This window comes from Salinivibrio sp. MA351, from assembly GCF_001996065.1.
Taxonomy (GTDB): Bacteria; Pseudomonadota; Gammaproteobacteria; order Enterobacterales; family Vibrionaceae; genus Salinivibrio; species Salinivibrio costicola.
Map to the genome: position 1 here is coordinate 84,250 of NZ_MUFG01000001.1, position 24,666 is coordinate 108,915.

At 49.2% G+C, this 24,666-nt stretch carries 17 protein-coding genes and 1 other annotated feature; of the genes, 7 read left to right on the forward strand and 10 right to left on the reverse strand.

The annotated features are described in order from the left end of the window. Nucleotides 1-120 precede the first annotated feature (120 nt). On the forward strand, nt 121-1,350 hold the full coding sequence (gene serA / locus BZG78_RS00410; protein ID WP_021022120.1) for a phosphoglycerate dehydrogenase: 1,230 nt from the start codon (nt 121-123) through the stop codon (nt 1,348-1,350). A gap of 70 nt (nt 1,351-1,420) precedes the next feature. Here the strand turns inward: serA and yaaA are convergent, their stop codons facing one another. Beyond that, nucleotides 1,421-2,194, reverse strand: a complete 774-nt coding sequence (gene yaaA / locus BZG78_RS00415) for a peroxide stress protein YaaA (RefSeq protein WP_077459804.1) — start codon at nt 2,192-2,194, stop codon at nt 1,421-1,423. A 70-nt stretch (nt 2,195-2,264) separates the two neighbouring features. Further along, entirely contained in the window at nt 2,265-3,689 is a 1,425-nt protein-coding gene (locus BZG78_RS00420; protein ID WP_236719522.1) for a sodium:alanine symporter family protein, read from the reverse strand. 239 nt (nt 3,690-3,928) lie between these two features. Between BZG78_RS00420 and BZG78_RS00425 the strand changes: the two genes are divergently transcribed. Beyond that, complete coding sequence (locus tag BZG78_RS00425; RefSeq protein WP_025674805.1) at nt 3,929-4,108, forward strand: DUF3545 family protein; 180 nt, start codon at nt 3,929-3,931, stop codon at nt 4,106-4,108. Nucleotides 4,109-4,238: 130 nt separating this feature from the next. Here the strand turns inward: BZG78_RS00425 and ung are convergent, their stop codons facing one another. Further along, a complete protein-coding gene (gene ung / locus BZG78_RS00430) occupies nt 4,239-4,940 on the reverse strand; it encodes a uracil-DNA glycosylase (protein ID WP_077660080.1) in 702 nt (233 codons plus the stop codon). 515 nt (nt 4,941-5,455) lie between these two features. Here ung and grcA point away from each other — a divergent pair. Beyond that, entirely contained in the window at nt 5,456-5,833 is a 378-nt protein-coding gene (grcA, locus tag BZG78_RS00435) for an autonomous glycyl radical cofactor GrcA (RefSeq protein ID WP_021022125.1), read from the forward strand. A gap of 57 nt (nt 5,834-5,890) precedes the next feature. On the opposite strand, the gene thrC is transcribed toward grcA, so the two are convergent. Genes thrC through thrA form a run of 3 tightly spaced genes read right to left on the reverse strand, consistent with a single transcriptional unit; the run spans nt 5,891 to nt 10,595 of the window. After that, entirely contained in the window at nt 5,891-7,177 is a 1,287-nt protein-coding gene (gene thrC, locus BZG78_RS00440) for a threonine synthase (RefSeq protein ID WP_077459807.1), read from the reverse strand. Further along, nucleotides 7,174-8,133: a homoserine kinase gene (thrB, locus tag BZG78_RS00445; protein WP_077660081.1), complete on the reverse strand. Its 960-nt coding sequence runs from the start codon at nt 8,131-8,133 to the stop codon at nt 7,174-7,176. Before thrB ends, thrC begins: the two co-directional genes overlap by 4 nt. A gap of 2 nt (nt 8,134-8,135) precedes the next feature. Then, entirely contained in the window at nt 8,136-10,595 is a 2,460-nt protein-coding gene (thrA, locus tag BZG78_RS00450; RefSeq protein ID WP_077576420.1) for a bifunctional aspartate kinase/homoserine dehydrogenase I, read from the reverse strand. A gap of 25 nt (nt 10,596-10,620) precedes the next feature. Further along, nucleotides 10,621-10,738 (reverse strand) — a sequence feature (Thr leader region). Between the two features lie 164 nt (nt 10,739-10,902). On the opposite strand from thrA, the gene aceK reads away from it, so the two are divergent. Continuing rightward, nucleotides 10,903-12,642 (forward strand): bifunctional isocitrate dehydrogenase kinase/phosphatase, encoded by a 1,740-nt coding sequence (aceK, locus tag BZG78_RS00455; protein WP_028569570.1) that lies wholly within the window; start codon nt 10,903-10,905, stop codon nt 12,640-12,642. 108 nt (nt 12,643-12,750) lie between these two features. Then, complete coding sequence (locus tag BZG78_RS00460) at nt 12,751-13,224, forward strand: hypothetical protein (RefSeq protein ID WP_077660082.1); 474 nt, start codon at nt 12,751-12,753, stop codon at nt 13,222-13,224. A 1-nt stretch (nt 13,225) separates the two neighbouring features. On the opposite strand, the gene BZG78_RS00465 is transcribed toward BZG78_RS00460, so the two are convergent. Next, nucleotides 13,226-13,708, reverse strand: a complete 483-nt coding sequence (locus BZG78_RS00465) for a putative 4-hydroxy-4-methyl-2-oxoglutarate aldolase (RefSeq protein ID WP_021022131.1) — start codon at nt 13,706-13,708, stop codon at nt 13,226-13,228. Nucleotides 13,709-13,744: 36 nt separating this feature from the next. Beyond that, nucleotides 13,745-14,167 carry a DUF3293 domain-containing protein gene (locus BZG78_RS00470; RefSeq protein ID WP_077459812.1) on the reverse strand — a complete coding sequence of 141 codons (423 nt, stop codon included), beginning with the start codon at nt 14,165-14,167 and terminating at the stop codon, nt 13,745-13,747. Nucleotides 14,168-14,600: 433 nt separating this feature from the next. Between BZG78_RS00470 and arcA the strand changes: the two genes are divergently transcribed. After that, nucleotides 14,601-15,320, forward strand: coding sequence for a two-component system response regulator ArcA (gene arcA / locus BZG78_RS00475; protein ID WP_077660083.1), 720 nt, complete (start codon nt 14,601-14,603; stop codon nt 15,318-15,320). Nucleotides 15,321-15,411: 91 nt separating this feature from the next. Here arcA and arcB read toward each other — a convergent pair whose 3' ends face one another. Beyond that, complete coding sequence (gene arcB / locus BZG78_RS00480) at nt 15,412-17,784, reverse strand: aerobic respiration two-component sensor histidine kinase ArcB (protein WP_077660084.1); 2,373 nt, start codon at nt 17,782-17,784, stop codon at nt 15,412-15,414. Between the two features lie 9 nt (nt 17,785-17,793). Beyond that, complete coding sequence (locus BZG78_RS00485) at nt 17,794-19,587, reverse strand: diguanylate cyclase (protein ID WP_077660085.1); 1,794 nt, start codon at nt 19,585-19,587, stop codon at nt 17,794-17,796. A 606-nt stretch (nt 19,588-20,193) separates the two neighbouring features. Here BZG78_RS00485 and gltB point away from each other — a divergent pair. Then, the gene (gene gltB, locus BZG78_RS00490; RefSeq protein ID WP_077660086.1) at nt 20,194-24,660 is read left to right on the forward strand and encodes a glutamate synthase large subunit; all 4,467 of its coding nucleotides are present in this window, start codon (nt 20,194-20,196) and stop codon (nt 24,658-24,660) included. The last annotated feature ends 6 nt before the right edge of the window (nt 24,661-24,666 follow it).

Sequence of the window (24,666 nt, forward strand, 5' to 3'; positions counted from 1 at the left end):
GACCACGTCACCCGTTGCACTGTCTTCACCAGAAATCTAGGGGAAAGGGTGACGATGCCTCACGGCGTTCAGGCGCAACATTGCGACCCACTATTGTTTCTAAGGAAGAGAACAGCCCACATGTCACACTATTCATTGGACAAGAATAAGATAAAAATTTTACTGCTCGAAGGCGTCCACCCCACAGCCGTTGAATCATTCAAACAAGCGGGTTACACCAATATCGAGTATCACAAAGGCTCACTCACCGGTGAAGACCTTGAAACCGCGATCAAAGACGCGCATTTTGTTGGGTTACGCTCACGTACCCAGCTCACCGAAGCTGTTTTTAAGCAGGCCAAAAAACTGGTGGCTGTCGGATGCTTTTGTATCGGGACCAATCAAGTTGATCTCGATGCCGCCGCGAAACGCGGTATCCCGGTTTTCAACGCGCCTTTCTCAAATACTCGCAGCGTCGCCGAGCTCGTACTGGGTGAAATTTTATTGCTACTGCGCGGCATTCCTGAGAAAAACGCCAAAGCTCACCGTGGCGAATGGTTAAAATCGGCTGAACGTTCTTACGAGGCGCGCGGCAAAGTGCTTGGGATCATTGGCTATGGCCACATTGGTACCCAGCTCAGTATTTTGGCCGAAAACCTCGGGATGCGAGTCTATTACTATGATGTCGACAACAAGCTTTCACTCGGTAATGCTATTCAAGTTAACTCGCTAACGGAGTTACTGAATCGCAGTGATATTGTTTCTTTGCATGTTCCAGAAACCGCAAGCACACAAAATATGATTGATGCCGACGCGTTCGCACGCATGAAGCCGGGTGCAATCTTTATTAATGCTTCACGAGGGACCGTGGTTGATATTGACGCGCTCTGCGGCGCTTTAGAAAGTCAGCACCTCGCAGGGGCCGCTATCGATGTCTTTCCTGTGGAACCAAAAACCAATAAAGAAGCGTTCAGTTCACCGCTGCAGGCCTTTGATAATGCGTTACTCACGCCACATATTGGCGGCTCGACCCATGAAGCCCAAGAAAATATTGGCCTTGAAGTGGCAGGAAAATTAATCAAATACTCGGACAACGGGTCGACACTATCGTGTGTTAATTTCCCTGAAGTGTCATTGCCTGAGCATCAAGGTCGCTCACGCTTGCTGCACATTCATGCCAACCGCCCGGGTGTGCTCACCAAAATTAATACCACTTTTGCCGATGAGGGCATTAACATTGCCGCTCAGTATCTACAAACGTCGGCACAGATTGGTTATGTGGTCATTGATGTGGAGATGGAGCAAGCGGATAAAGCATTGAAAAAACTCAAAGCCATTGAAGGCACCATACGTGCACGTATCTTACACTGAGATAACGCGCCAGTAGCGTCGATCAAAAAAAGCCCCAAATGGGGCTTTTTTACCACTCACAGTCTTGTCTTTACTGCTCGTCGCGCAGAAATACCAACTCATTACCTTTAGACAGTTCTTCACTGAAGTAGTAACCAGCAACATCAAACCCTTTAATATCTGTCACGGATGTCGCTCGTTGATCAATCAGGTAACGCGCCATCATCCCACGGGCTTTTTTCGCGTAGAAACTGATCACCTTGTACTGCCCATTTTTGCAGTCTTTAAAGACGGGCGTGATAATATCACCTGCGAGTTTTTTCTTGTTGACCGCTTTAAAATATTCATTGGAGGCGAGATTGATCAGTAGCGGATTGTCTTGCGTCGCTAACGTCTCGTTGAGTGCATCTGTGATGATATCGCCCCAAAACTGGTACAAGTTATCGCCACGCGGCGTCGCTAACTTGGTGCCCATTTCCAGGCGATAAGGTTGCATCAAATCAAGCGGACGCAATAGGCCATAAAGGCCAGAAAGCATTCGAAAATGCGCTTGTGCCCAGTCAAAGTCCTGCTCTGACATCGAATTTGCATCCAAGCCTGTATAGACATCCCCTTTAAACGCCAAGGCTGCAGGGCGAGCATTGTCAGGTGTAAATGTCGGTGACCACTCAGCAAAGCGTACCGCGTTCAGGCTAGCAATTTTATCACTCACCTTCATCAATGAGCCGATATCGGCAGGCGTCAGTTGACGGCATACCGCTATCAACGCCTCTGAATGCGGAGTGAACTGCGGCTTTGTGTATCGTTCGGTTGGTAACGGTGACTCATAATCCAGCGTTTTTGCCGGAGAAACCACAATCAGCATTTTGCTAACCCCTTTGTTGTCTGTCTATCGCTAAGCCTATCATTCCGGTGCAAAAAAAACACCGTTGCCCCTAGCGCTTAGGAAGCGGCCACGCTTTTTCATCTAATTGGCTATGTAACTCAGGAAACCGGCGACTATCAAACACAGGCACCCGCCCTAACGAACGTTGTGTGTGATAGTCGGCCGCGAGACGTTTCACTATTCCCGACAGCAATAAAATCGCGATCATATTGACGAGCGCCATCATCCCCATGGATGCGTCTGCCAACGTCCAAACAAGCGGTAGCTCCGCCAATGCACCAAACATGACCATACCTAGAACGAGCGCACGAAAATAAGGGAGTGCCGGACGCCAGCGGCCATTGATAAAAAGTAGATTGGTTTCAGCATACGAGTAATTGGCAATAATCGAGGTGAATGCAAAGAAAAAAATCGCCACGGCAACGAATTGTTCTCCCCACCCCCCAACTTGTGCACTCAGTGCCCGCTGTGTTAATTCAACCCCCGTCACTTCCCCCCCGGGAATATACTCTCCAGACAGAAGAATGATCGCCACGGTTGCGGTACAAATCACCAAAGTATCGACAAAAACCCCGAGCATTTGCACATAGCCTTGAGAGACAGGATGTGGCGGATAAGGCGTCGCTGACGCTGCCGCGTTCGGGGCAGATCCCATCCCGGCCTCATTCGAAAACAAGCCGCGTTTAATCCCTTGGATCATGCCTTGCGCCAAGGTATAACCCAACGCGCCGGATGCCGCCTCATGTAAACCAAACGCGCTTTTTATCACCAGCATAAAGACGGCTGGCACCTGATCAAGGTGCATGATCACCACATACAAGGACAGCGAAAGATATAGCAGCGCCATCACTGGGACGACGACTTCTGCGGTTCGGGCTATCTGTCGCAGACCGCCATAAATAATCAACCCACTGACCAGCACCAACCCTGCGCCTACGTATGCAGGAGGCCAGCCAAACGCCACTTGAGCCGCTTGCGAAATAGAATTGGCTTGGACCGAGTTAAACACCAACCCGAAGGCGAGAATGAGTAAAATAGAAAAAAGGATCCCCATCCAACGCATGCCAAGACCATGCTCCATATAATAAGCCGGCCCACCGCGAAAATAACCGTCGGGATCTTGTACCTTATACACTTGCGCCAAGGTACTTTCGGCAAAGGCCGTTGCCATACCAAGAAATGCCATCAGCCACATCCAAAAAATGGCACCCGGCCCACCTAACGACAATGCCACCGCCACACCGGCCATGTTCCCCGTGCCCACGCGCGCCGCGAGTCCCGTACAAAGGGCTTGAAAAGAGGAAATGCTACCGTGGTCATGGCGGCGGCTATGACGCATAACAGAGAACATATGCGAGAAATGACGAAATTGGATACCGCCCAACGTCAGCGAGAAAAAGATACCTCCGCCAATGAGCACATAAATGAGTACCGAGCCCCAAATCAGATCATTGATAAAAGTGAGTAGGCTCAATTGACTGTCCCTCGTCATATTAAAAAGGAATGATGATATGGCGCGCAATCTTCGCGTGAACGGCTACCGAGGTCAATTTAAACTCGCCGCTGTTGAGTGAATCGTCACTGATTTGGAAAATCAGTGAGCGCAATCTCATAAAAACTTCATCTCACTGCCACAAATGAGAAATAGTTCAATTTTATGTTAGGGGCGAGTGTGGTATTAAAAAACTAACCGCAAGGTGAAAAGAGGTGACTATGGAAAACATTGCCTTTAACGATATGTTTGAGCAAGACCCACCACGGCGCAATGGACGCGCAAAACCAGTCAAACGTAAATGGAGAGAAATTGAAGCGCTGAAAGATAAACAGCGGCTAAAAAAAGAATTGGAAGACATCGATATTTTTGGCGATTTCTCTCAACTGGACCTCGATTAACTCACCCTCAACATAAAATGACTAAAAGGTGCTCAATGAGCACCTTTTTTATCTTCAATCCGACGCGGATCCGTCCGCTTAACGCTCATCTATCCGCTTAGCGTCTATTTATCGGCTAGCGCTTCACCGTTCATCCATGCTTATCCGCTGTCTCGTCATCTAAACGCGGTTGCCAATCAATCGGACTGCTTCCCTGCTCGAGTAAATATGCATTGGTTTTTGAAAAGTGTTTACAACCAAAAAAACCACGATGAGCTGAAAGCGGTGAGGGATGAGGCGCCGTCAATACATGGTGGCGATCACGGTCAATGGCTTTGCCTTTTTTTTGTGCATGTGCCCCCCACAGTAAAAAAACAACGCCTTCGCATTGCGAATTCACCACATCGATCACGCGGTCAGTCAATGTTTCCCAACCTAACTTAGCATGTGAATGCGCTTTACCCTGCTCCACGGTCAGCACTGTATTGAGAAGTAACACACCCTGCTGCGCCCAACTTTGTAAGTAACCGTGCGAGGGGATCTTAAAACCGTCAATGTCAGTCGCAAGCTCTTTATAAATATTGACCAATGAAGGCGGTGTTTTTACCCCTGGCCGTACCGAAAAGCTCAGTCCATGTGCTTGATTCGGTTCGTGATAGGGATCTTGACCCAAGATCACCACCTTTACATCACCAAGCTCGGTGAATCGAAAAGCATTAAACACATCGTCTTTGGGGGGAAAGATCGGAACGCCCTTGGCTCTTTCACCGTCGACATACGCTAAGGTATCGCGAAAATACGCGTGTTGTTTTTCCTCGGCCAGCACCTGCTGCCACGTTTGCGCCTGAGTCATGGTTGCTCCTTATCATCACACCGGCGCTATTTTAACGAGGCAGCCGCTTAAAATCAGTGGGGAGTCCGATCTTTTGTTCGCTCGGTGTGGGCGTGATAGTGACGCTGGCAGCGGCCTTGAACCGCACGGTTTGGTGTTGGCAGGTTAAACTCAAACTCCCGACTCACACCTACGTAGTTGCGCACCGGTAGTGCAATGCTGCCTCCTTATCGCACACCGACAGAGCCCAGACAGAGCCTGTGAGTGTACACAAAAGCGCATAAAAACTTTCATTTGTAATAAAATAACAACATAGACAGGTTCTTTAATACGAATAGGTTTTTATTGCACTTAAATACGTGCTACATAACTGAAATAAATGAACTTATGTTGATGCAAGATAAATACCCGCCCCCTAAAAATGGTCATAAGTTGACCTAAATCAATATATATACATCGAAAAAGACGTATATATAAGGGCTCAAAATGATGAAATCTTACATCATTAAAGTCACTATCAATAAAGGGGATAGGCCATGATCACCGGCATTCAAGTAACCTCAGCGGCCAATGATGACCTTATCAATTCTATCTGGTTGATCAATAAAGACGCAGACCAAGCTCGTTGTGTTTGTGCAAAGCAGGGCTTTGAAGCAGACCAAGAAGTTGCTTTGTCTTCTTTGGGTGAGTTTGACTATCGCGAAGTCGAAATCGAAACCCAAGCCGTTAACGAAGGCGGCCAGCATCTCAACGTTAATGTACTGAAGCGCGAAACGTTGGAAGATGCCGCCAAGCATCCAGAGAAATATCCGCAACTGACCATTCGCGTATCAGGGTATGCCGTCCGTTTTAACTCGCTAACACCTGAGCAGCAACGTGATGTGATTACTCGCACCTTTACTAGCTCGCTATAAACAAAGGTCGAATACACCCAATAAAAAGCCCGCTACGTAGAGAGCGGGCTTTTTTTATTACGCGTTTGCCAATCGAAGTAAATACGCCCTTAAAGCGGTAAAATCAGCGTCTTGCTCGCTAGATAACAATGCCATCTGCGCATGCTTCGCTAACGGACCAGGCAAGGGAATATCTTTTTCTAAAATAGCATCAACCGACTCTTTAAACTTCGCCGGATGAGCCGTACATAAAAAGATCCCTTCTTCCCCATCTTCAAGTTGCTGCTCAAGTAACCGGTAAGCAATTGCCCCATGAGGTTCACATAAATAGCCGGCTTGAGCCAACGCGCGTAAGCTCTCTGCCGTTTCTTCATCGTCTGCCCACCCAGAGGCGAGCTCAGCTAACGGCCATTGCTGACGGCGGAACAGCTCTTCAATACGGGGCCAATTATTCGGCTGACTCACATCCATCGCATTTGACAAGGTTGCCACGGTTTGATGCGGTGCCCACTGACCGGATTGCAAATAACGCGGTACCGTGTCATTGGCATTGGTTCCGGCAATAAACCGTTTAATCGGTAACCCCATCGCTTTGGCCAGTAACCCGGCCGTCAGGTTGCCAAAGTTACCACTCGGCACGGCCATGACCAATTGATCGCGTTTGTGCTTGGGTACTTGGGCGACCGCTTCAAAGTAGTAACAGATTTGTGCCATCAAACGGCTGATATTGATCGAATTCGCCGAGTTAAGCCCTATCGTCTGTCGCAGTTCGTTATCATCAAAGGCTTGTTTGACGAGGCTTTGGCAGTCATCAAAGTCGCCATTAATGGCGACGGTATGGATATTGCCGCCAAGGGTACAAAAGAGCTTTTCCTGCAGTGGGCTGATTTTGCCTTTTGGGTATAAGATCACCACATCAATATTGTCGATCCCATAAAAGGCGTGAGCAACCGCGGCCCCTGTATCCCCGGACGTTGCAGTCAAGATAGTGATCTTTTTACCATCAGACACCGCTGCAATTGACTGCGCCATAAAACGGCCGCCGAAGTCTTTAAACGCCAATGTCGGCCCATGAAAAAGCTCGAGTGCATGAATATGTTCGCCCACTTGCTTAAGCGGAGCGTCAAAATTAAACGCTTCGCTGACCAGCTCACGCACATGACTTTTGGGCAACTCCTCGCCAATCAGTGCCGACAAGATCTCGGTACTGCGCTCAACCAATGGCATGGCAAGCAGTGCATCCATGTCATCAAACTGTGGCAAAGCATCGGGAAAGAACAGCCCTTGTCCACGCCCTAACCCTTGCTGAACCGCTTGAGAAAACGAAACGACTTCGCTGTGGTCTTTTATGTTGTAAAGCTTCATGCATGACTTCCTATTGCTTTTGCGCCTTGTCCATCAATGCGACATACATGAACAAAGCCATCGTTATTTTGTACATACTGCTCACGCAGCCATTGCGCCAAACGTTCAGCAACCTGTTGATCGTCACAGACACTAAACAGGGTGGGTCCTGAGCCGGATATTCCCGTAGCCAATGCCCCACAGTTTGCCGCGTGCGCCCGTGCTTCAGCAAAACCAGGGAGTAATTTTTGTCGGTAAGGTTCAGCAATCACATCACATATTAAACTGGCCGCCAGTTTAGGTTGTTGGGTGTGACACGCATGAATAAAACCACCGAGATAACGGCCGTGTGCGATCACATCCTGACGGCGATATTGCGCGGGTAAAATAGTACGGGCCTCTGCCGTCGATACCTTGATACCAGGATAGGCCATGACCCAATACCAGTTTTCAAAGTGCGGCACCGCTTGACTGATCACGCCTTGGCTTTCGAGCATGAGCTGTAACCCACCGAGGTAACAGGGCGCGACATTATCATAATGAAGGCTGCCTGAAATCGATGCCTCCATCTCTCCCATTAGCGCCAGCATGGTGGTTTCATCTAACGCATGATCGTGAAAGCGGTTTAACGCATCCAAAGCAGCCACAATCGAACAGGCGCTAGATCCCAGCCCCGACCCGATCGGCATATTCTTTTCCAATACCATAGCGACAGGTTTGACAGGCTGATTATTCGCCTGCAAGGCTGCGGCGTATGCCAGGTAAGCTTTGTACACAATGTTGTCTTGCTCATCCGGCGGTAACTTATCGGTAAAGCGGCCTTGGCAGCGCAATGAAAAAGGCGTTTTTCCCCCATCAGCTACTTCAACCACATCGCCAAGTAAACTGCCGTCGATAGGGCTAACTGCGGCACCCAACACATCAAAGCCAACACTGACATTACCAATCGATGCTGGCGCATAAACACGTACCGCCATGGTTATACTCCCAATTTCCAGCCGAGTGTTCTCATCAGATCCGCAAACACCCCCGCCGCCGTTACGGCAGTACCTGCGCCGTAACCGCGCAGAACTAACGGAATTGGCTGATAGTAGCGGCTGTAGAATGCCAATGCGTTTTCACCGTCTTTGATTTTATTCATTGGATCATCACTGGCGACAGCTTGAATTTTCACAAAGCACTGGCCGTTCTCAATCCCACCAATATAACGCAATACTTTCCCTTCTTGCGCAGCCTGCTCCGACCATTGCTTAAAATAAGCATCCGCCTCAGGAAGCCGAGCCATAAAGCTGTCGACGTCACCGGATTGATCAAAGCCTGGCGGTAAGGCCGGCTCCACGTTGACGTCATCGAGTTCAAGCTCCATGCCAGCCTCTCGAGCTAAGATAAGAAGCTTGCGCGCCACGTCCATCCCGGACAAGTCATCCCGTGGATCCGGTTCGGTAAAGCCGTTTTCTCGCGCCACGTTGGTAGCTTCACTAAAACTTGCCCCTTCATCTAGTTTGCCAAAGATGTGAGACAGTGAACCGGATAAAATACCGGAAAAGCGTGACAGTTCATCCCCGGCTGCAATCAGGTTTTGCAAGTTTTCGATCACAGGTAAGCCAGCACCAACCGTGGTCTCGTACATAAACTTACGGTGGGTTGCACGCGCCGCCTGACGTAGCTGGTGATAATACGCAAGGCTACTGGTATTGGCTTTTTTGTTCGGCGTGATCACATGGAACCCCGCCTGTAAAAACGCCGTATATTGGTCAGCGACTTGTTGGCTCGAGGTGCAGTCGATCAGCACTGGGTTAATAATGTGATTACGCTGCACTAACTGGATCATGCCGGCCAAACTGAAGTCGGAAAGATGATTGGGTAAATCATCGCGCCAGGTATCCAGATCAATGCCTTGGCTGTTCAGCCACATGCCCTTGCTATTGGCCAACCCACACACACGCATCACAATCCCTTGCTGACGAAGCTTGGCCTGCTGACGACGAATTTGCTCGATGAGCTCGCCGCCGACCCCACCGACCCCAACAATGAAGACATCCAAATGGTGCTGGCTATTAAATAAGTTTTCGTGACAGGCTTTGACCGCCTCGGATACCCGCTCTGAGGGAACAACAGCCGAAATTGCACGCTCTGATGAGCCTTGAGCGATGGCAACAATATTGACATTCACTTCCGCCAGAGAGGTGAAAAAGCGCGATGCGACCCCTTTTGATGTGCGCATACCATCACCCACCAAGGAAACAATTGAAAGATCATCGATAAACTCAACCGGCTCGAGCAAGCCGTCTTTCAACTCGAGCTCAAAGTGGATACTCAGTGCTTTTTCTGCTTTGGTTTTATCTTGGTTTTGAATACAAAAGCTAATGCTGTACTCAGAGGATGATTGAGTGATAAGAACAACCGATACCCCAGCCGACGACATGGCGCCAAACACACGTGATGCCATCCCCACCATCCCTTTCATGCCCGGACCTGACAGGTTCACCATGCTCAAGTCACTTAAGGTTGTGATCCCCTTAATTGGCAGCTTATCCTCGCCACTATCATCACCAATGAGGGTGCCTGCACCTTGCGGGTTGGCGGTATTTTTGATGAGGCAAGGAATATGGAACCGGGCAATCGGCGCAATGGTTTTAGGGTGGAGAACTTTGGCCCCAAAATAAGACAGCTCCATCGCCTCTTGGTAGCTCAGTGATTTTAGCAAGCGTGCATCAGGCACTAAACGTGGATCACAGTTGTAAACGCCATCAACATCAGTCCAGATCTCACAACATTGGGCGCGCACACACGCAGCCAGCACAGCAGCCGAGTAATCAGAGCCATTTCGCCCTAACGTAACCAGCTCACCGTTTTCATTTCCGGCCATAAAGCCTGGCATCAGCCCGATATGTTGCGCCGGGATCGGAGATTGTTTAAATCGCTGCGATGACGCTTCGATATCCACTTCGGCACTTAAATAACTGCCCGACGCAGCAAAATAATTAACGGGGTCAATATCAAACACGGCATAGCCACGAGCTTCTAAGAGCGCATGCATTGCCGCTACCGATAAACGCTCCCCTTTGCTTACCACGCGCGCATAGGTGCTATCGGGACACAAACCGAGCAGGCTCATGCCATGCACATATTGACGAAGCTGTCCGAGGCTACGGGTTAATTTGTCAAATAGAGGCTGAGTTTCAAGGTTGGGTTGACACTCGGCAAGCCCATGAAAAAGATCGGTAAAAAGGCTTTCTAACTCTTTAAGTGGCAGCTCTGCCTCACCATGTTTGACCGTGTTGTCGACCACTGAGACCAAAATATTGGTGACTTTAGCAGGCGCGGACAAAACCGCAGAGACATCACTTTGTCCTTGATTACTCAGAATAATATCGGCAGCGCGGCTAAATCGTTCGGCATTGGCCAACGATGTACCACCAAATTTTAAAACTCGCATCCTTTTGGGACCTCTCTCTTTAAGATAAAAAAAAGCCCGTACCTGGGAAGGTACGGGCTTTTTTTGGAAATTCTGTGCGTATCAGCCCGCACCAACACAAAGTGTGCCAGTAATAATGGTGGTTGTGGTGGTCAAGGTGCTGATCGTTAGTTGCATGTGTGTTGCGTTTATCATTTATTTTGTTGAGTTCCCCTTAGGTGTATCGAATCATGCTGCCAAGGTCAACAAAAAAGTGATGCCGATTGCTTTTTCAGCAAAACTCTGCGAGCTTGAACCGAGGGAAAAACGTTCACGGAAAGGAGCGAAAATGACACAGGACGCCATGGCGCAGCTGGTTGCAAACACCATCTTACAAGGCTCGGATGCCATGTACGGTCGCTTTCTTGATGTGACATCGGGCGCACAAGAACGCTTTGAACAACAAGATTGGCAAAGTGTGCAGCTTGCACTTAAAACGCGTATTCAATTTTATGACCACCATGTTGGCTTAGTCAGCCAACAGCTCCGCGCGATGCTTGGGAAAGAACACGCCACTCGCTCGTTTTTGATGGCGGTAAAAGCGGCCTATATCCGTTTGCTCGATGATTACCCGCGCTACGATATCGCTGAGAGTTTTTTTAACTCTGTCTACTGCCGGATCTTTGAGCATCGGAATATTCGTCGTGACAAATTGTTTGTGCAAAGCGCTCAAGGGGGACGGATCCCTAAGTACCCCACGCCACTACTTCGGCGGTTTCAATCTCAAGCAGGCATCTATGCCACGCTAGAACGAATGCTAGATAGCACACCGTTTACCCTACCTTGGCGAGATAAAACCGGTGATCTTAAGCGAATAACCCAAATCCTGCAGGCGCGCTTTGGCCCCCAGCTCACAATGAGCTTCACCCTTGAGATGGTCCGTCAGCCATTTTTCCGTAATAAAGGCGCGTATCTGATTGGCAGGCTCGATATGGCCAATCAACGCCGACCGCTGGTATTACCGCTCGCGATTTCTGATCACGGTGAGCTCTATATTGATGCCTGCATTACCGACAGTGATGACGTCAGTATCGTATTCGGCTTCGCTCGCTCCTACTTTATGGTTTACGCTCCGGTACCTGCCGCTTTAGTCGACTTTCTCAATCAGCTCATGCCCAATAAAACGCCCGCAGAGCTCTACACCGCCATCGGATGTCAAAAGCATGGTAAGACAGAGTTATACCGTGAGTTTCTTCATCACTTGGAAAACTCAGACGATTTATTTGATATCGCCCCCGGCGTAAAAGGCATGGTGATGTCTGTATTCACCCTCCCCTCATACGGGTTTGTGTTTAAAATCATCAAAGATAAGTTCGCACCGCAAAAACAAATGACCCATGCCCAAGTGCGGGAGAAATACCGGCTGGTCAAAGAGCATGACCGTGTTGGTCGTATGGCCGACACCCAAGAATACCGTCATTTTATTTTCCCTCGCGATCGGTTTAGTGACGCATTAATCGACGAACTGCTCGCGGTGGCGCCGTCTTGCATCACGGTGACCGACAGCGAAGTACGGATTCGCCACCTATACATGGAGCGGCGAATGATCCCACTTAATATCTATTTAGAGCAAGCGGCACCCGAGGCGATTTCCCAGGCGGTACAAGAATATGGCGATGCATTAAAAGAACTGGCCGCCGCCAATATCTTTGCCGGCGATATGCTGTTTAAAAACTTTGGTGTCAGTCGCCACAACCGGGTGATTTTTTATGATTACGATGAAATCGCGTATTTAACCGAGGTTAACTTCCGCCGTATTCCTCCGCCGCGTTATCCTGAAGACGAATTAGCGGCTGAGCCATGGTACAGCGTGGGAGAGAACGATGTATTCCCCGAGGAATTTCGTACCTTTTTACTGGTTAACCGAACGGTGGCAAAAGAGTTTGATCGTCTTCATCCTGAGCTATTTGAGGCGGCCTATTGGCAACAACTGCAACGTCAAGTGAAAGCGGGGCATTTTCACGATGTACGCCCATACAACGATGAAAACCGCCTGAGTCATACACAGATGGCAATAAAACCAGCTTGATCGTCACAGGTCATGGGCTACAAAACGTTTTTTTGTCTACACTCACGATAGCGAACAAACAAGAGCCCACCGAGCTCAGCGTTAATCAAAAGCTAAGAGGCAAAGGATGTGAGCGTAAAACAACTAGGATGGTTGGCCCTCGCCCTACACGTCGTGGCGACACCCGCGTGGGCTGAAAAACTCACGTGGAACACCGCACCTGAATTGGCGTCAGAGCATTTTTTTATTCAGTCTATTCCCTCGGCGAGCCAAGGCTTTGACAGTTGGACGGTCCAATCAGGCTATCGCTATCCACTACAGAATGTCTCTGTCTACATAGGAACACAGTTAAAAAGCGAGACTGCACAATCGACCAGCGCGCATGGTTTACTCAGCGGCATTGATTATCATTTTACCGACAAGTTACGTGTGTCGAGCCAGATTAGCCATGACAATGATAACGCCGTAATTGACCAATGGGGCGTCAGCAGTCGCTACCAATTTAGCGACGCTTTTGGCGTCAATGCCGGACTAGATGTTGAGTTTGATGCCGACGCCGCCCCCGAATCTATCTATCAACTCGGAGTAGGGCTAAGTTTTTGATTCACGTGTTTAGCGGATTGGTGCACACGATCACACCATTTTGGTCTGCATACAGATAATCCCCCGCTGTCAGGGTGATCCCCGCAAGCGTAATCGCCACATCGACCTCACCTTGACCGTATTTGTGCGTTTTAATTGGACACACTCCCAGTGCTTTTATGCCCAGCGGTAAGGTGGATAAGGTGGCCGCATCACGCACGGGCCCGGCAATCACAATCCCCGCCCAATGGTTATCGACCGCACTTTGTCCAATTAAGTCGCCTAACAAAGCTCTATCCATGGCACCTGAACCGTCAACGACCAACACCTGCCCATCACCGGGCGACGCCAATAACGCCTTCACTTTCGAGTTATCGCGATAGCAACGCACCGTTCGTACTCGACCTTCAAAGCCACGTTTTGCCCCATAGTCAAACCATTGCATCGGAACCCATTGCACCGCGTCAGGGTGTTGGTCACATAAGTCAGGCAGTTTATCGTCCATGATATCTTTCTCCTCATTATTAATAGGGTGACTCGTTTACGTCTTTGCCGCCACCAACAAGGAAGAAAAACGCACGTTAAGTGATTGTGGCGTAAAGTCTGTCATTAAGGCAGGCAACAACCATAATGTATCGTTTTCAACCCAGTAAATCGCGTTTTGCTCCCAAGTTTTCGCCAAGGCCACGGCATCCGATGACGCAATCGCGACCGCAAAACCAGGTTCAAACCAACTTCCATCCGGTGCGCCACCATTCATCGGCCAATAACGGAGACCGGCCTGCGTCATCGCCTTGGCAAGCCGCTCATTACGTAAGTAATTCTCATTGTCAGATAAAGGTTGGCTGCGTGGATTAAATGCGGTAAGAATAGCAAATGCAGCCGCATCGGGCGCTTGAGGGGCATGAAAAGCGATCGATTGGTAAGTTTTCCACAAATCTTGCTGCGTATTTTGATCACACATTATTTACATCCATTGGCTACTAATACTATGCTTAATTACTAATTATGCGCGATTATTCATGAAGTTAAACGGATAGTTGGTACTAACTGACACGTAACATGCTTTTGATTGGGGTCAATAAAGGATGAAAAAAATCATCAACCTTCATCCTAATATATTGTTAGCGTGCTGTTAAATGAATACAATTGGCGATAATTAATGGATAGCACAGTGATCGGCTTGGCGTTGAATCAAGTCCGCCATGCCCCGTCTCAAGCTGGAACACACGGTGCGTTGTCTAGCATCGACGAACACTTCTCTATGGATGGCGTGCCATATGTTAGTTGCGAGGTTCGCGGTAGACATTCCTCGCATTTTGTAAATTTTTTTCACAGGCTAGTCGGTCTAGACTGTGGAATATAACCGGATTCTATTTAGATATTAGGTATCGCCAATGCAAACCCCGCAAATTCTGATTGTAGAAGACGAACAGGTCACACGTAACACGCTGAAAAGTATCTTTGAAGCCGAAGGTTACAATGTGTTTGAAGCCAGCGATGGCGACGAAATGCATCAAATCCTGTCAAACCACCACGTTCACCTTGTGATCATGGATATCAACCTGCCTGGTAAAAATGGCCTACTCCTGGCGCGTGAACTGCGTGAACAAGGGGATATGGCACTGATGTTCCTGACCGGGCGAGATAACGAAGTTGATAAAATCCTTGGGTTGGAGATCGGTGCAGATGATTATATCACCAAACCGTTTAATCCCCGTGAACTGACTATCCGTGCCCGCAACCTGCTCACGCGTGCGTTAAGCAGTGTGAACGGGAGTGAAGAGAAACGTAATGTTGACGTTTATACCTTCAATGGTTGGACGTTAGATATTAACAGCCGTTCACTGATCAATCCTGAGGGAGAAAACTTCAAACTGCCTCGTTCTGAGTTCCGTGCATTGCTTCACTTCTGTGAAAACCCTGGCAAGATCCAGACCCGTGCTGAACTGCTGAAGAAAATGACCGGCCGCGATTTGAAACCGCATGATCGTACGGTTGATGTCACCATTCGCCGAATCCGTAAGCACTTTGAATCGCACAGCGACACACCCGAGATTATTGCCACCATTCACGGTGAAGGCTATCGCTTCTGCGGCGAGATAGAAGAGCAGTAAGTGTCAACGCTAAGCCGATAGTCGGTGAAAACTACCGTTTGTACAGGCAAAAGGCGCCCAATCTAAGGCGCCTTTTTTTGATCTTATCAGGTTAACGGTGAGTGTCGCTTTGCTCATCTAACCAGGCCTTTAATACCGCTAAATCGTGCGGGTAACCCGCTTTTATTTCATCGATCCAATCAGCAATGTTTTCCCACCATGCCGGTAAATCAGGCGACTGAGCTTTTTGCGCGACTTTTTGGATATGTTTTAACCCCACCGACCCCGCGGCGCCTTTAATTTTATGGGCTTCTGAAACAATGCCGTCTTGATCGCGTGCGGTCATGTTCGAGTCTAAGATCGCGATATAGTCTGGCATGGTTGCTTCAAACATTTCGATACTTTGGCGTACAGGCTTAATTCCCACCAGCTCAACGTATCCGGTGAGCATGTCCATATCCAATAAGCGCTCAGCTTGCTCATTCGCCACTGGCCGCGCCGCTTGCGTCTGAGGTTCTGATTCAGCAGTCTGCGCGGATACCGCCTCACCGGCCAAAGCATGATGCGAAATCACGTGATTGAGGGCTGAGACACTAATGGGTTTACTGATAGCATCGTCCATACCTTGCGTTAAGTAGCTGTTTTTATCGTTGATCACATTGGCCGTCAGAGCAACCAAGGGCGGTAAATGTGCGTGATGCTGTCGCCATGTCGCGGCGACATCAAACCCGGTCATATCCGGTAACTGAATGTCGAGTAAGACGAGATCAAACGCGCCAGGCACAAAAGCATCAAGCGCGGCTTGCCCGTCGCGAGCAACGGTGACGTCATGACCCAGGCTTTCAAGCAAGCTGGTGGCAACGGTGATATTCAGCTCAATGTCTTCGACAAGCAAAATACGTAACGCATTGTTTATCGGCGCAGGGGAAGGCATCTGTTCTTCATTGGGTTCACTCAGTGGCACACTCACCGTAAGTGTAAACGTACTGCCTTGACCTTCTTCACTGTCGAGGCTGATATCGCCACCCATCAAACGCGCCAGTTTACGCGAAACGGCTAAGCCAATCCCAGTGCCCACGGCATGTAGGTTTTCACCTGCTTGTTTTACCTGATAGTACATTGCAAAGATCTTATCTTGCTCATCCGCAGGGATCCCAATACCACTGTCTTCAACATCAAAACACAGATGAGCAGTATCGTGATCAACCTCAGCACTGACCGTGATAATCACACAACCTTGCTTGGTAAACTTGACCGCATTCCCCACCAGGTTCCAAAGAATTTGCCGTAAACGGGTCGCATCCACTGCAACGTACTCGGGCAAGTCTGTGACCCGCTCGAGTTCAAAACGTAGACCTTTTTGCTCCGCCATCAATGTCGATATATTATCAATCTCGGTCACAAACTCGCGCAGATCGATGCTGGTAGGATGCAATGACAAACGTTTTCGATCGGATTTATCTAAATCGATAATGTCATTAAAAATGTTACCTAGCGTGATGGCACTAACGTAAATGGTGCGTAAGTAATTACGCTGTTTATCGTCTAATTGAGAGTCGAGCAGTATTTGACTGAGCCCCACAATGCCATTCAACGGGGTACGAAGTTCATGACTAATGGTCGAAATAAACGCTGTCTTTTCTCGACTCGCTTTTTCTAGCGCGTCTTGGTAACGCTTACGCTCGGTGATTTCGCGTCCAAAGCCGAGTAATCCTAGATGCCGCCCGTCTCGTGAAAAGAAAGGGACTTTGCGCAACTCAAAATAGGCTTTTCGACCATCTTGATATTCCAGCCATTGTTCATAGGTAATCGAGACATTGGCATCAAAAACTTGCTGGTCCGTTTCAACCACTTTTTCAGCAATATCTTCACGATAAACATCCCAAGGCGTCATGCCCTTTAGGGTTTTCTCATCGTAACCGGTGAGCTCTTCCATTGCGCGATTGCAACCGGAAAACTGGCCCTGGGCATTGCGGTAATAAATTAAATCGGGCGAGGCATCGATAAATGATCGCAGTAACGCGGTTTGCTCAGCCAATTCTAACTGGGCTTTTTCACGCTGATAAACTTCATTTTCCAGATCTTTAATCGCCTGTTGCCGCGCTTCCTCAGCTTTTTCTCTTTCTTCTATCTCTAAGTTGAGCTGCTCAATGTTCTCGGTTAATTGACGGTTTAAACGCATATCGCGCGCGCGCATTTCTTCAAGTTTTGAGACGAGCTTGGATAAACGTTGACGAGACTCTTCCAGTTGATCCACCACCACTGACAAAAAATAGACCGCCCAGGGAGTGATGATCAGACCAAAAAATACAGAACGAATAATGTCGATATTCTGGACCGTGCCTTCAAGCACCAGCGTGATGCCCACTTGTACCACAACCGCCAGCGCTACTAAGGCTAAGGCGAGCAGCATGCTAAAGCGCACAATCCCGAGTTTAACCAGTAAATCGACATAATATTGTGCAAGGACTTTAAGTTGTTTCATAAAGGATGATTAACCGCTAGATTCTAGGTAAGTCGATTCGGCGACCGAGGCGCGTCGAGGGCTTGATCCGTGTGGTGTCGGCATGCCTTTCACTACACTCACTTGATTTCGACCGTTGCGTTTAGCTTGATATAAAGCGCGATCCGCTTGCTGGATTAAATCACCGTAATCACCATCCGCGGAGGGTGTCACACAAGCAACGCCAAGGCTGATAGTAATTTTACCGGTAATCACTGCCTGATGATGGGCAATGTCTGCCGATAGCACCCGCTCGCGTGCAGTCTCGGCAACCTGGATAGCGCCGTTCAGTTCGGTTTGCGGCAATACAATGGCAAACTCTTCGCCGCCATAACGCGCCACCACATCAAGCGGCCGGTGAACGGCTGAGGTCAATGCGTTTGCCACTTTTTGTAACGCCCAGTCACCTTGTTGATGACCATAGTGATCATTGTACAGTTTAAAATGATCGATATCACAGAGGATAAAGGCAAGTGGCGTGCCTTCACGCGCTTGTGAACGCCACAGTTTGCTCAGCTGTTCATCTAAACTACGTCGATTCGCCACTTGGGTGAGGCTGTCGACAAAACTGAGTGCTTGCAAAGCCATAATGGCGTCGGCAAGCTGCTGTTGCGTATCTTTTCTTTCGGTAATATCCCGTGCCATCAGCAAAATGGCAGGATCGCCCGTCACCGGATCTTGAATGCGTGATTTTGCCACCTCATACCAGGTTTGCTCGCCTGACTGACCAAGAATGACATCCTCATAAGTCATGGTTTCACCCGTATCCAATACTTGTTGATCACGCTGTCGGTGTTGATCGAAGATATCAGGATCAACCACTTTCTGCGCAGGGGCGTTTTCCAACGCCTCAATCGTAGTGCCTAATGCATCAGCATAAGCTTGGTTGCAAGCCAAGTGATAGTAGTCTTGATCATAGATCCCAATCGGATCGATACTCGACTTAAAAATCGCACTGAGTAAATGACTACGTTGCTCTAAGACCTGCTCAACGGATTGGCGCTGTTGCGCTTCTTTTTGTAATCGCTCTTGCATCTGGTGCCAGTTGGTCACATCGTGGCTGATACACAAGGTACCAATGATTGCCTGTTTATCATTTTTGAGTGCGGTAATATTGGTCTCTAATAAACAGCTTTCATCATTGTGTTGTGTCGCCCATGTCCGTTCAGTTTGAGGCTGCGTCAGCGGCTGATCCGCTTGCCAAACAATGGCCTCTTGCTCACGGCCTTGCCAAAAACGATCAAATGCCGCATTGGTACCGACCACATTCCCTTCCACATCTTGAAAGCACACCAACTCCTCCAGCGAGTTAATCACGCTCAAGAGTACGCCTTGCTCTTGCTCATGAAGCTGCCAATGGGTGCGCTGATCCGTCGATGATAAGGAGACAACCCATGCTCGCTTTCCTCGACAACGAATCGGTAACCCCGATAACTGCACGTTGATACGCACCCGATTCGCCCCCGGCGCTCGGACTTTCGCATCAACATGAGAAAAAGGTTGCGGCCAAGGCTGTGCTAGGATGAATGCCTGAACGGCTTGCTGCTGTCGCGGGGTAGCGGTTTTAAATTGCTGTTGGCTATCGACCAGTGAAAAGGTGTCTACGCATGCAGCATTGGCATATAAAATGTCGCCCTGTTCGGCAGTCACAATGGCATGCGGCGTTTCCAAGCTGGCCATGTAAACCTGCCAGTCAGATAGCGCCACTGTCTCTTGACGCGCTCGCCATCCGTAACCCAGCACGCCACCGGCCAATAAAACAAGCAAAAAAATAAAAAACGCCATGCCGCTCCTGTGCCCTAGTCCCTAATGTGTTCTATCCAGTTTTCACTCGCGTCGTATTCTGCCACACATTACATTGGGGGCGTGATTATCCTGTTCACAGCTTTATAAATATCATCTGTTATTTTATTACATCAATCTGTAGTGATTTTCGCTATGAAAGTGGACGCATAAAACGCACCCTTCTCTGTTTGTTGTTAAAATTAGAATATCTACTCAAATTCTGCCTTTATTAATAATTATTTAACTAAAAAGCATAATTGCGAATAGCTATTATTCCCTGATTATCCGCATTAAAATCACGCTAAATCATAATCTTAAATCGTCGTTTTTTACATTTGTATATGCATAAAGGTTGCATACAAAAATTTGACCTTTGCGGGGTTTCCCGTTAATTTGGAAGGTCGCTGAGTCGTGTTTTCCCCTTATTTGATTCGGTTATTGTTTTTAAAAACAGCTAGTTAAATAACCAATAACCGACAAATCTCGTTAAAAAATCACAACATAACGGGAGCATAGTCATAAGGCTAAGCCCGCTCAGAGTGGTCAGGAGGATCACGACAATAAATGCAATCACTGCGCATCACGCAGTAGCAAGGGAGAATTGCAATGTCGCTGTACAACCCAATGCTGGAAAAAGATAACTGTGGTTTTGGCCTTATTGCCCACCAAGAGGGAGAGCCAAGCCACAAACTGGTTCGTACCGCTATCGCTGCACTTGACCGCATGACCCACCGAGGTGGTATCAACTCAGACGGTAAGACAGGCGATGGTTGTGGATTGCTGCTGCAAAAGCCAGACCGCTTTTTCCGCCTTATCGCTGAGCAAAATCAATGGAAGCTTAGCCGCCTTTACGCGGTCGGCATGATTTTTCTAAGCGCCGATCCAGCTAAAGCCCAACAAGCCAAACAACGCTTCGAGCAAGAAATCAACGCTGAAACCCTTTCAGTGGTGGGATGGCGAACGGTAGCGACCAATCCTGACGTACTTGGAGATATCGCCAAACAGTCTCAACCGGTTATTGAGCAAGTCTTTATCAATGGACCAGCCGGCTGGCGAGCCCGCGATCTCGAACGTCGCCTTTACATTGCACGTCGTCGCGCCGAAAAGGCCCTCACCGATGATGCAGATTTTTATGTGACCAGCTTGTCGACCCAAACCATTGTCTATAAAGGACTGTGTATGCCGGCAGATCTGCCGCGCTTTTACACTGATTTGGCCGATCTTCGCCTTGAGTCGTCGATTTGTTTGTTCCACCAGCGTTTTAGTACCAATACACAGCCGCGCTGGCCGCTTGCCCAACCTTTCCGCTACCTCGCACACAATGGTGAAATAAACACCATTGAAGGGAACCGCCAGTGGGCGCGGACCCGTGCGTATAAGTTTAACTCGCCATTATTGCCAGATTTATACCAAGCGGCGCCATTTGTGAATGAATCCGGTTCAGACTCATCTAGCCTCGATAACATGATGGAAGTCTTTCTTGCCGGTGGTATGGACTTGTTCCGAGCCATGCGCCTGCTTGTGCCGCCTGCTTGGCAAAATCATCCAGATATGGATGATGAGCTCCGCGCATTCTATGATTTTAATTCGATGCATATGGAGCCTTGGGATGGCCCAGCCGGCATCGTGATGTCAGACGGTCGCTACGCGGCCTGTAATCTTGACCGAAACGGTCTGCGTCCAGCGCGTTATGTAATCACCAAAGATAAATTTATTACCTTGGCATCTGAAGTCGGCATCTGGGATTACGCACCGGATGAAGTTGAGGAAAAAGGGCGTGTCGGGCCAGGCGAGTTGCTGGTCATTGATACACGAGAAGGGAAAATTTGGCACTCGGGTGAAATCGATAATGAGCTCAAAAGCCGCCACCCCTATCGCGAATGGCTCGATCAACATGTCCGTCGCCTGACGCCTTTTGAAGATCTGGATCCACAAACCAGTGAAGGCAGCCGCAACTTGCAAGATGGTCAGCTCAAGACGTATCAAAAGCTGTTTGGCATGTCGAACGAAGAGATTGATCAGGTAGTCAAGGTCTTGGGTGATATCGGCCAAGAAGCGACCGGCTCCATGGGCGATGACACACCAATGGCGGTGCTTTCTTCGCGTCCGCGCTGTGTCAGTGACTATTTCCGGCAAAAATTTGCTCAGGTCACCAATCCACCTATCGATCCGTTACGGGAAAATCACGTGATGTCATTGGCGACCTGTATCGGTCGCGAGATGAACGTCTTTTGCGAGACCGATGGCCATGCCGAACGGGTTGCCTTTAAATCGCCCGTACTGCTGTTTTCAGATCTGATCCAGTTACTCGAGCTGGACGACACCTATTACCGCAATACGGTTCTCGATATTAACTACAACCCGAACGAGAAAGATCTTCACCAAGCGATCCTTGACCTTTGTGATCAAGCTGAGCGCTGTGTCCGCGATGGCACCGTCTTGGTCGTGCTGTCCGATCGCAGTATTCATAAAGACACGCTCCCAATCCCAGCCGCCATGGCCGTCGGTGCAGTGCAAAAACGTTTGGTCAGCAAGAACCTGCGCTGTGATGCCAACATCATCATCGAAACCGGTAGCGCTCGTGATGCCCATCAGTTTGCGGTGTTACTCGGTTTTGGCGCCACCGCGGTTTATCCCTATTTAGCCTACGAAACTTTGGCTAATTTGGTCGATATTGGTGCGGTCAACCAACCTTATCGTGACGTCATGGTTAACTTCCGTAATGGCATCAATAAAGGCCTTTACAAAATCATGTCGAAAATGGGGATCTCGACCATTGCGTCTTACCGCTGCTCGCAACTGTTTGAAGCCGTAGGTCTGCATGACGATGTCATTGAACTTTGCTTTAAAGGCGTCGCGAGTCGGATTCAAGGGGCAAATTTTGACGATTTCCAACAAGACCTCATCAACCTTGCCCGTCGCGCGTGGATTAAACGCAAACCGCTTGAGCACGGTGGCTTGCTCAAATATGTGCATGACGGTGAGTACCATGCTTATAACCCCGATGTAGTGACCAACTTGCAAAGCGCGGTCCGCTCGGGTGAAACCATGGATTACAAAACCTACGCCAACACGGTCAATGAACGTCCGGTCGCGACCTTGCGTGACTTAATGCGCTTGAAAAAAGCACAAACGCCGCTTGCACTCGAGCGCGTAGAACCCGCGACCGAGCTGTTTAAACGCTTTGATTCAGCCGCTATGTCAATTGGCGCTTTAAGTCCAGAAGCCCATGAAGCTCTCGCCATTGCCATGAACCGTCTAGGCGGTCACTCCAACTCTGGAGAAGGCGGTGAAGATCCACGTCGCTTCAATAGCGAGCGTAATTCTCGGATCAAACAAATTGCCTCGGGCCGCTTTGGCGTCACCCCGCACTACTTAACTAATGCCGACGTGCTGCAAATCAAGGTCGCGCAAGGTGCGAAACCGGGTGAAGGCGGGCAGCTGCCAGGGCATAAAGTGACCGCAGAGATCGCGAAACTACGCTTTTCCGTGCCTGGAGTCACCCTGATTTCGCCGCCGCCTCATCATGATATTTACTCAATTGAAGATTTAGCGCAGCTGATCTTCGACTTAAAACAAGTGAATCCGCAGGCACTGGTCTCGGTTAAGCTGGTCTCGGAACCAGGTGTTGGCACCATTGCCACTGGCGTCGCGAAAGCCTATGCCGATCTGATTACCATTTCGGGTTACGATGGCGGTACCGGTGCCAGCCCGCTGACATCGGTGAAGTATGCAGGTAGCCCTTGGGAGCTCGGCCTAGCCGAAACCCAGCAAGCTTTGGTGGAAAATGGCTTACGCCACAAAATTCGCCTGCAAGTTGATGGCGGCTTGAAAACCGGTCTCGACATTATTAAAGCGGCGATTTTAGGCGCAGAAAGTTTCGGCTTTGGTACCGCCCCCATGGTGGCACTCGGTTGTAAATATCTGCGAATTTGCCATCTCAACAATTGCGCGACCGGTGTGGCAACCCAGGATGAAACCTTGCGTCGCGATCACTTTAAAGGCCTCCCCGAACAGGTGATGAATTTCTTCAAAGGCCTGGGTGAAGAGGTGCGCGAACTGCTCGCTGAGCTCGGGGTCGAGAAACTCACCGATCTGATTGGCCGTACCGACTTATTAGAGGCAGTTGAAGGCTTTACCGCCAAACAGTTGAAACTGGATTTAAGCCATATCCTTGAGGCGCCAACGCCTTGGCCGGGAAAAACCTTATATTGCAGTGAGCCGAATACGCCATTCGATAAAGCGGCGCTGAACCAGACTCTGCTGAGTGAACTGAGTGATGCGATTGAGGCGAATCGTAGCGCGAGTATTTACCGCTCGGTCCGTAATACCGACCGCTCAGTCGGTGCTAGCTTGTCAGGCGTCATCGCCAAACGCTATGGCAATGCCGGAATGGCAGCCAATCCGCTCGATATTCAACTGCAAGGCACCGCAGGCCAGTCTCTAGGGGTATGGAATGCCGCTGGAGTCAACATTACCCTCATCGGTGATGCCAACGATTATGTCGGTAAAGGCATGAGTGGCGGACAGATTGTCATCCGTCCACCGGTTGGATCGGCGTTTGCCAGCCATGAATCCACCATTATGGGTAACACCTGCCTGTATGGTGCAACGGGCGGCAAGCTCTTTGCTGCGGGTAAAGCGGGAGAGCGCTTTGCGGTACGCAACTCAGGCGTCCATGCCATTGTGGAAGGCGCAGGCGATAACGCATGTGAATACATGACAGGCGGTATTGTGGCAATTCTAGGGCGCACCGGTGTCAACTTTGGCGCTGGAATGACAGGCGGCTTTGCTTATGTGCTGGATGAAGAGGGCGACTTCCATGCCCATATCAATGCTGAATTGGTCGAGGCACTCTCACTGGAAGCTCTCACGATCCACCAAGAGCATTTACGTGGCTTAATTGCTCAGCATTTTGAGCTCACTGGCTCGGATCGTGCAAAACAGCTACTGGATGAGTTTGATCATTGGGTGCATCGCTTCTATTTGGTCAAACCCAAAGCGGCGGATGTGAATACTTTATTAGGCCATCAAAGTCGTAGCGCGACCGAGTTGCGCGTTCAGGCGCAATAAAAGGAG

What these genes read in the sequence shown, in the direction of transcription:
- thrA (WP_077576420.1), bottom strand. Translation starts at nt 10,595, where the DNA reads ATGCGAGTTTTAAAATTTGGTGGTACATCGTTGGCCAATGCCGAACGA.
- arcB (WP_077660084.1), bottom strand. Translation starts at nt 17,784, where the DNA reads ATGAAACAACTTAAAGTCCTTGCACAATATTATGTCGATTTACTGGTT.
- BZG78_RS00425 (WP_025674805.1), top strand. Translation starts at nt 3,929, where the DNA reads ATGGAAAACATTGCCTTTAACGATATGTTTGAGCAAGACCCACCACGG.
- arcA (WP_077660083.1), top strand. Translation starts at nt 14,601, where the DNA reads ATGCAAACCCCGCAAATTCTGATTGTAGAAGACGAACAGGTCACACGT.
- ung (WP_077660080.1), bottom strand. Translation starts at nt 4,940, where the DNA reads ATGACTCAGGCGCAAACGTGGCAGCAGGTGCTGGCCGAGGAAAAACAA.
- yaaA (WP_077459804.1), bottom strand. Translation starts at nt 2,194, where the DNA reads ATGCTGATTGTGGTTTCTCCGGCAAAAACGCTGGATTATGAGTCACCG.
- BZG78_RS00485 (WP_077660085.1), bottom strand. Translation starts at nt 19,587, where the DNA reads ATGGCGTTTTTTATTTTTTTGCTTGTTTTATTGGCCGGTGGCGTGCTG.
- gltB (WP_077660086.1), top strand. Translation starts at nt 20,194, where the DNA reads ATGTCGCTGTACAACCCAATGCTGGAAAAAGATAACTGTGGTTTTGGC.
- thrC (WP_077459807.1), bottom strand. Translation starts at nt 7,177, where the DNA reads ATGAAGCTTTACAACATAAAAGACCACAGCGAAGTCGTTTCGTTTTCT.
- grcA (WP_021022125.1), top strand. Translation starts at nt 5,456, where the DNA reads ATGATCACCGGCATTCAAGTAACCTCAGCGGCCAATGATGACCTTATC.
- thrB (WP_077660081.1), bottom strand. Translation starts at nt 8,133, where the DNA reads ATGGCGGTACGTGTTTATGCGCCAGCATCGATTGGTAATGTCAGTGTT.
- serA (WP_021022120.1), top strand. Translation starts at nt 121, where the DNA reads ATGTCACACTATTCATTGGACAAGAATAAGATAAAAATTTTACTGCTC.
- BZG78_RS00465 (WP_021022131.1), bottom strand. Translation starts at nt 13,708, where the DNA reads ATGGACGATAAACTGCCTGACTTATGTGACCAACACCCTGACGCGGTG.
- BZG78_RS00470 (WP_077459812.1), bottom strand. Translation starts at nt 14,167, where the DNA reads ATGTGTGATCAAAATACGCAGCAAGATTTGTGGAAAACTTACCAATCG.
- aceK (WP_028569570.1), top strand. Translation starts at nt 10,903, where the DNA reads ATGACACAGGACGCCATGGCGCAGCTGGTTGCAAACACCATCTTACAA.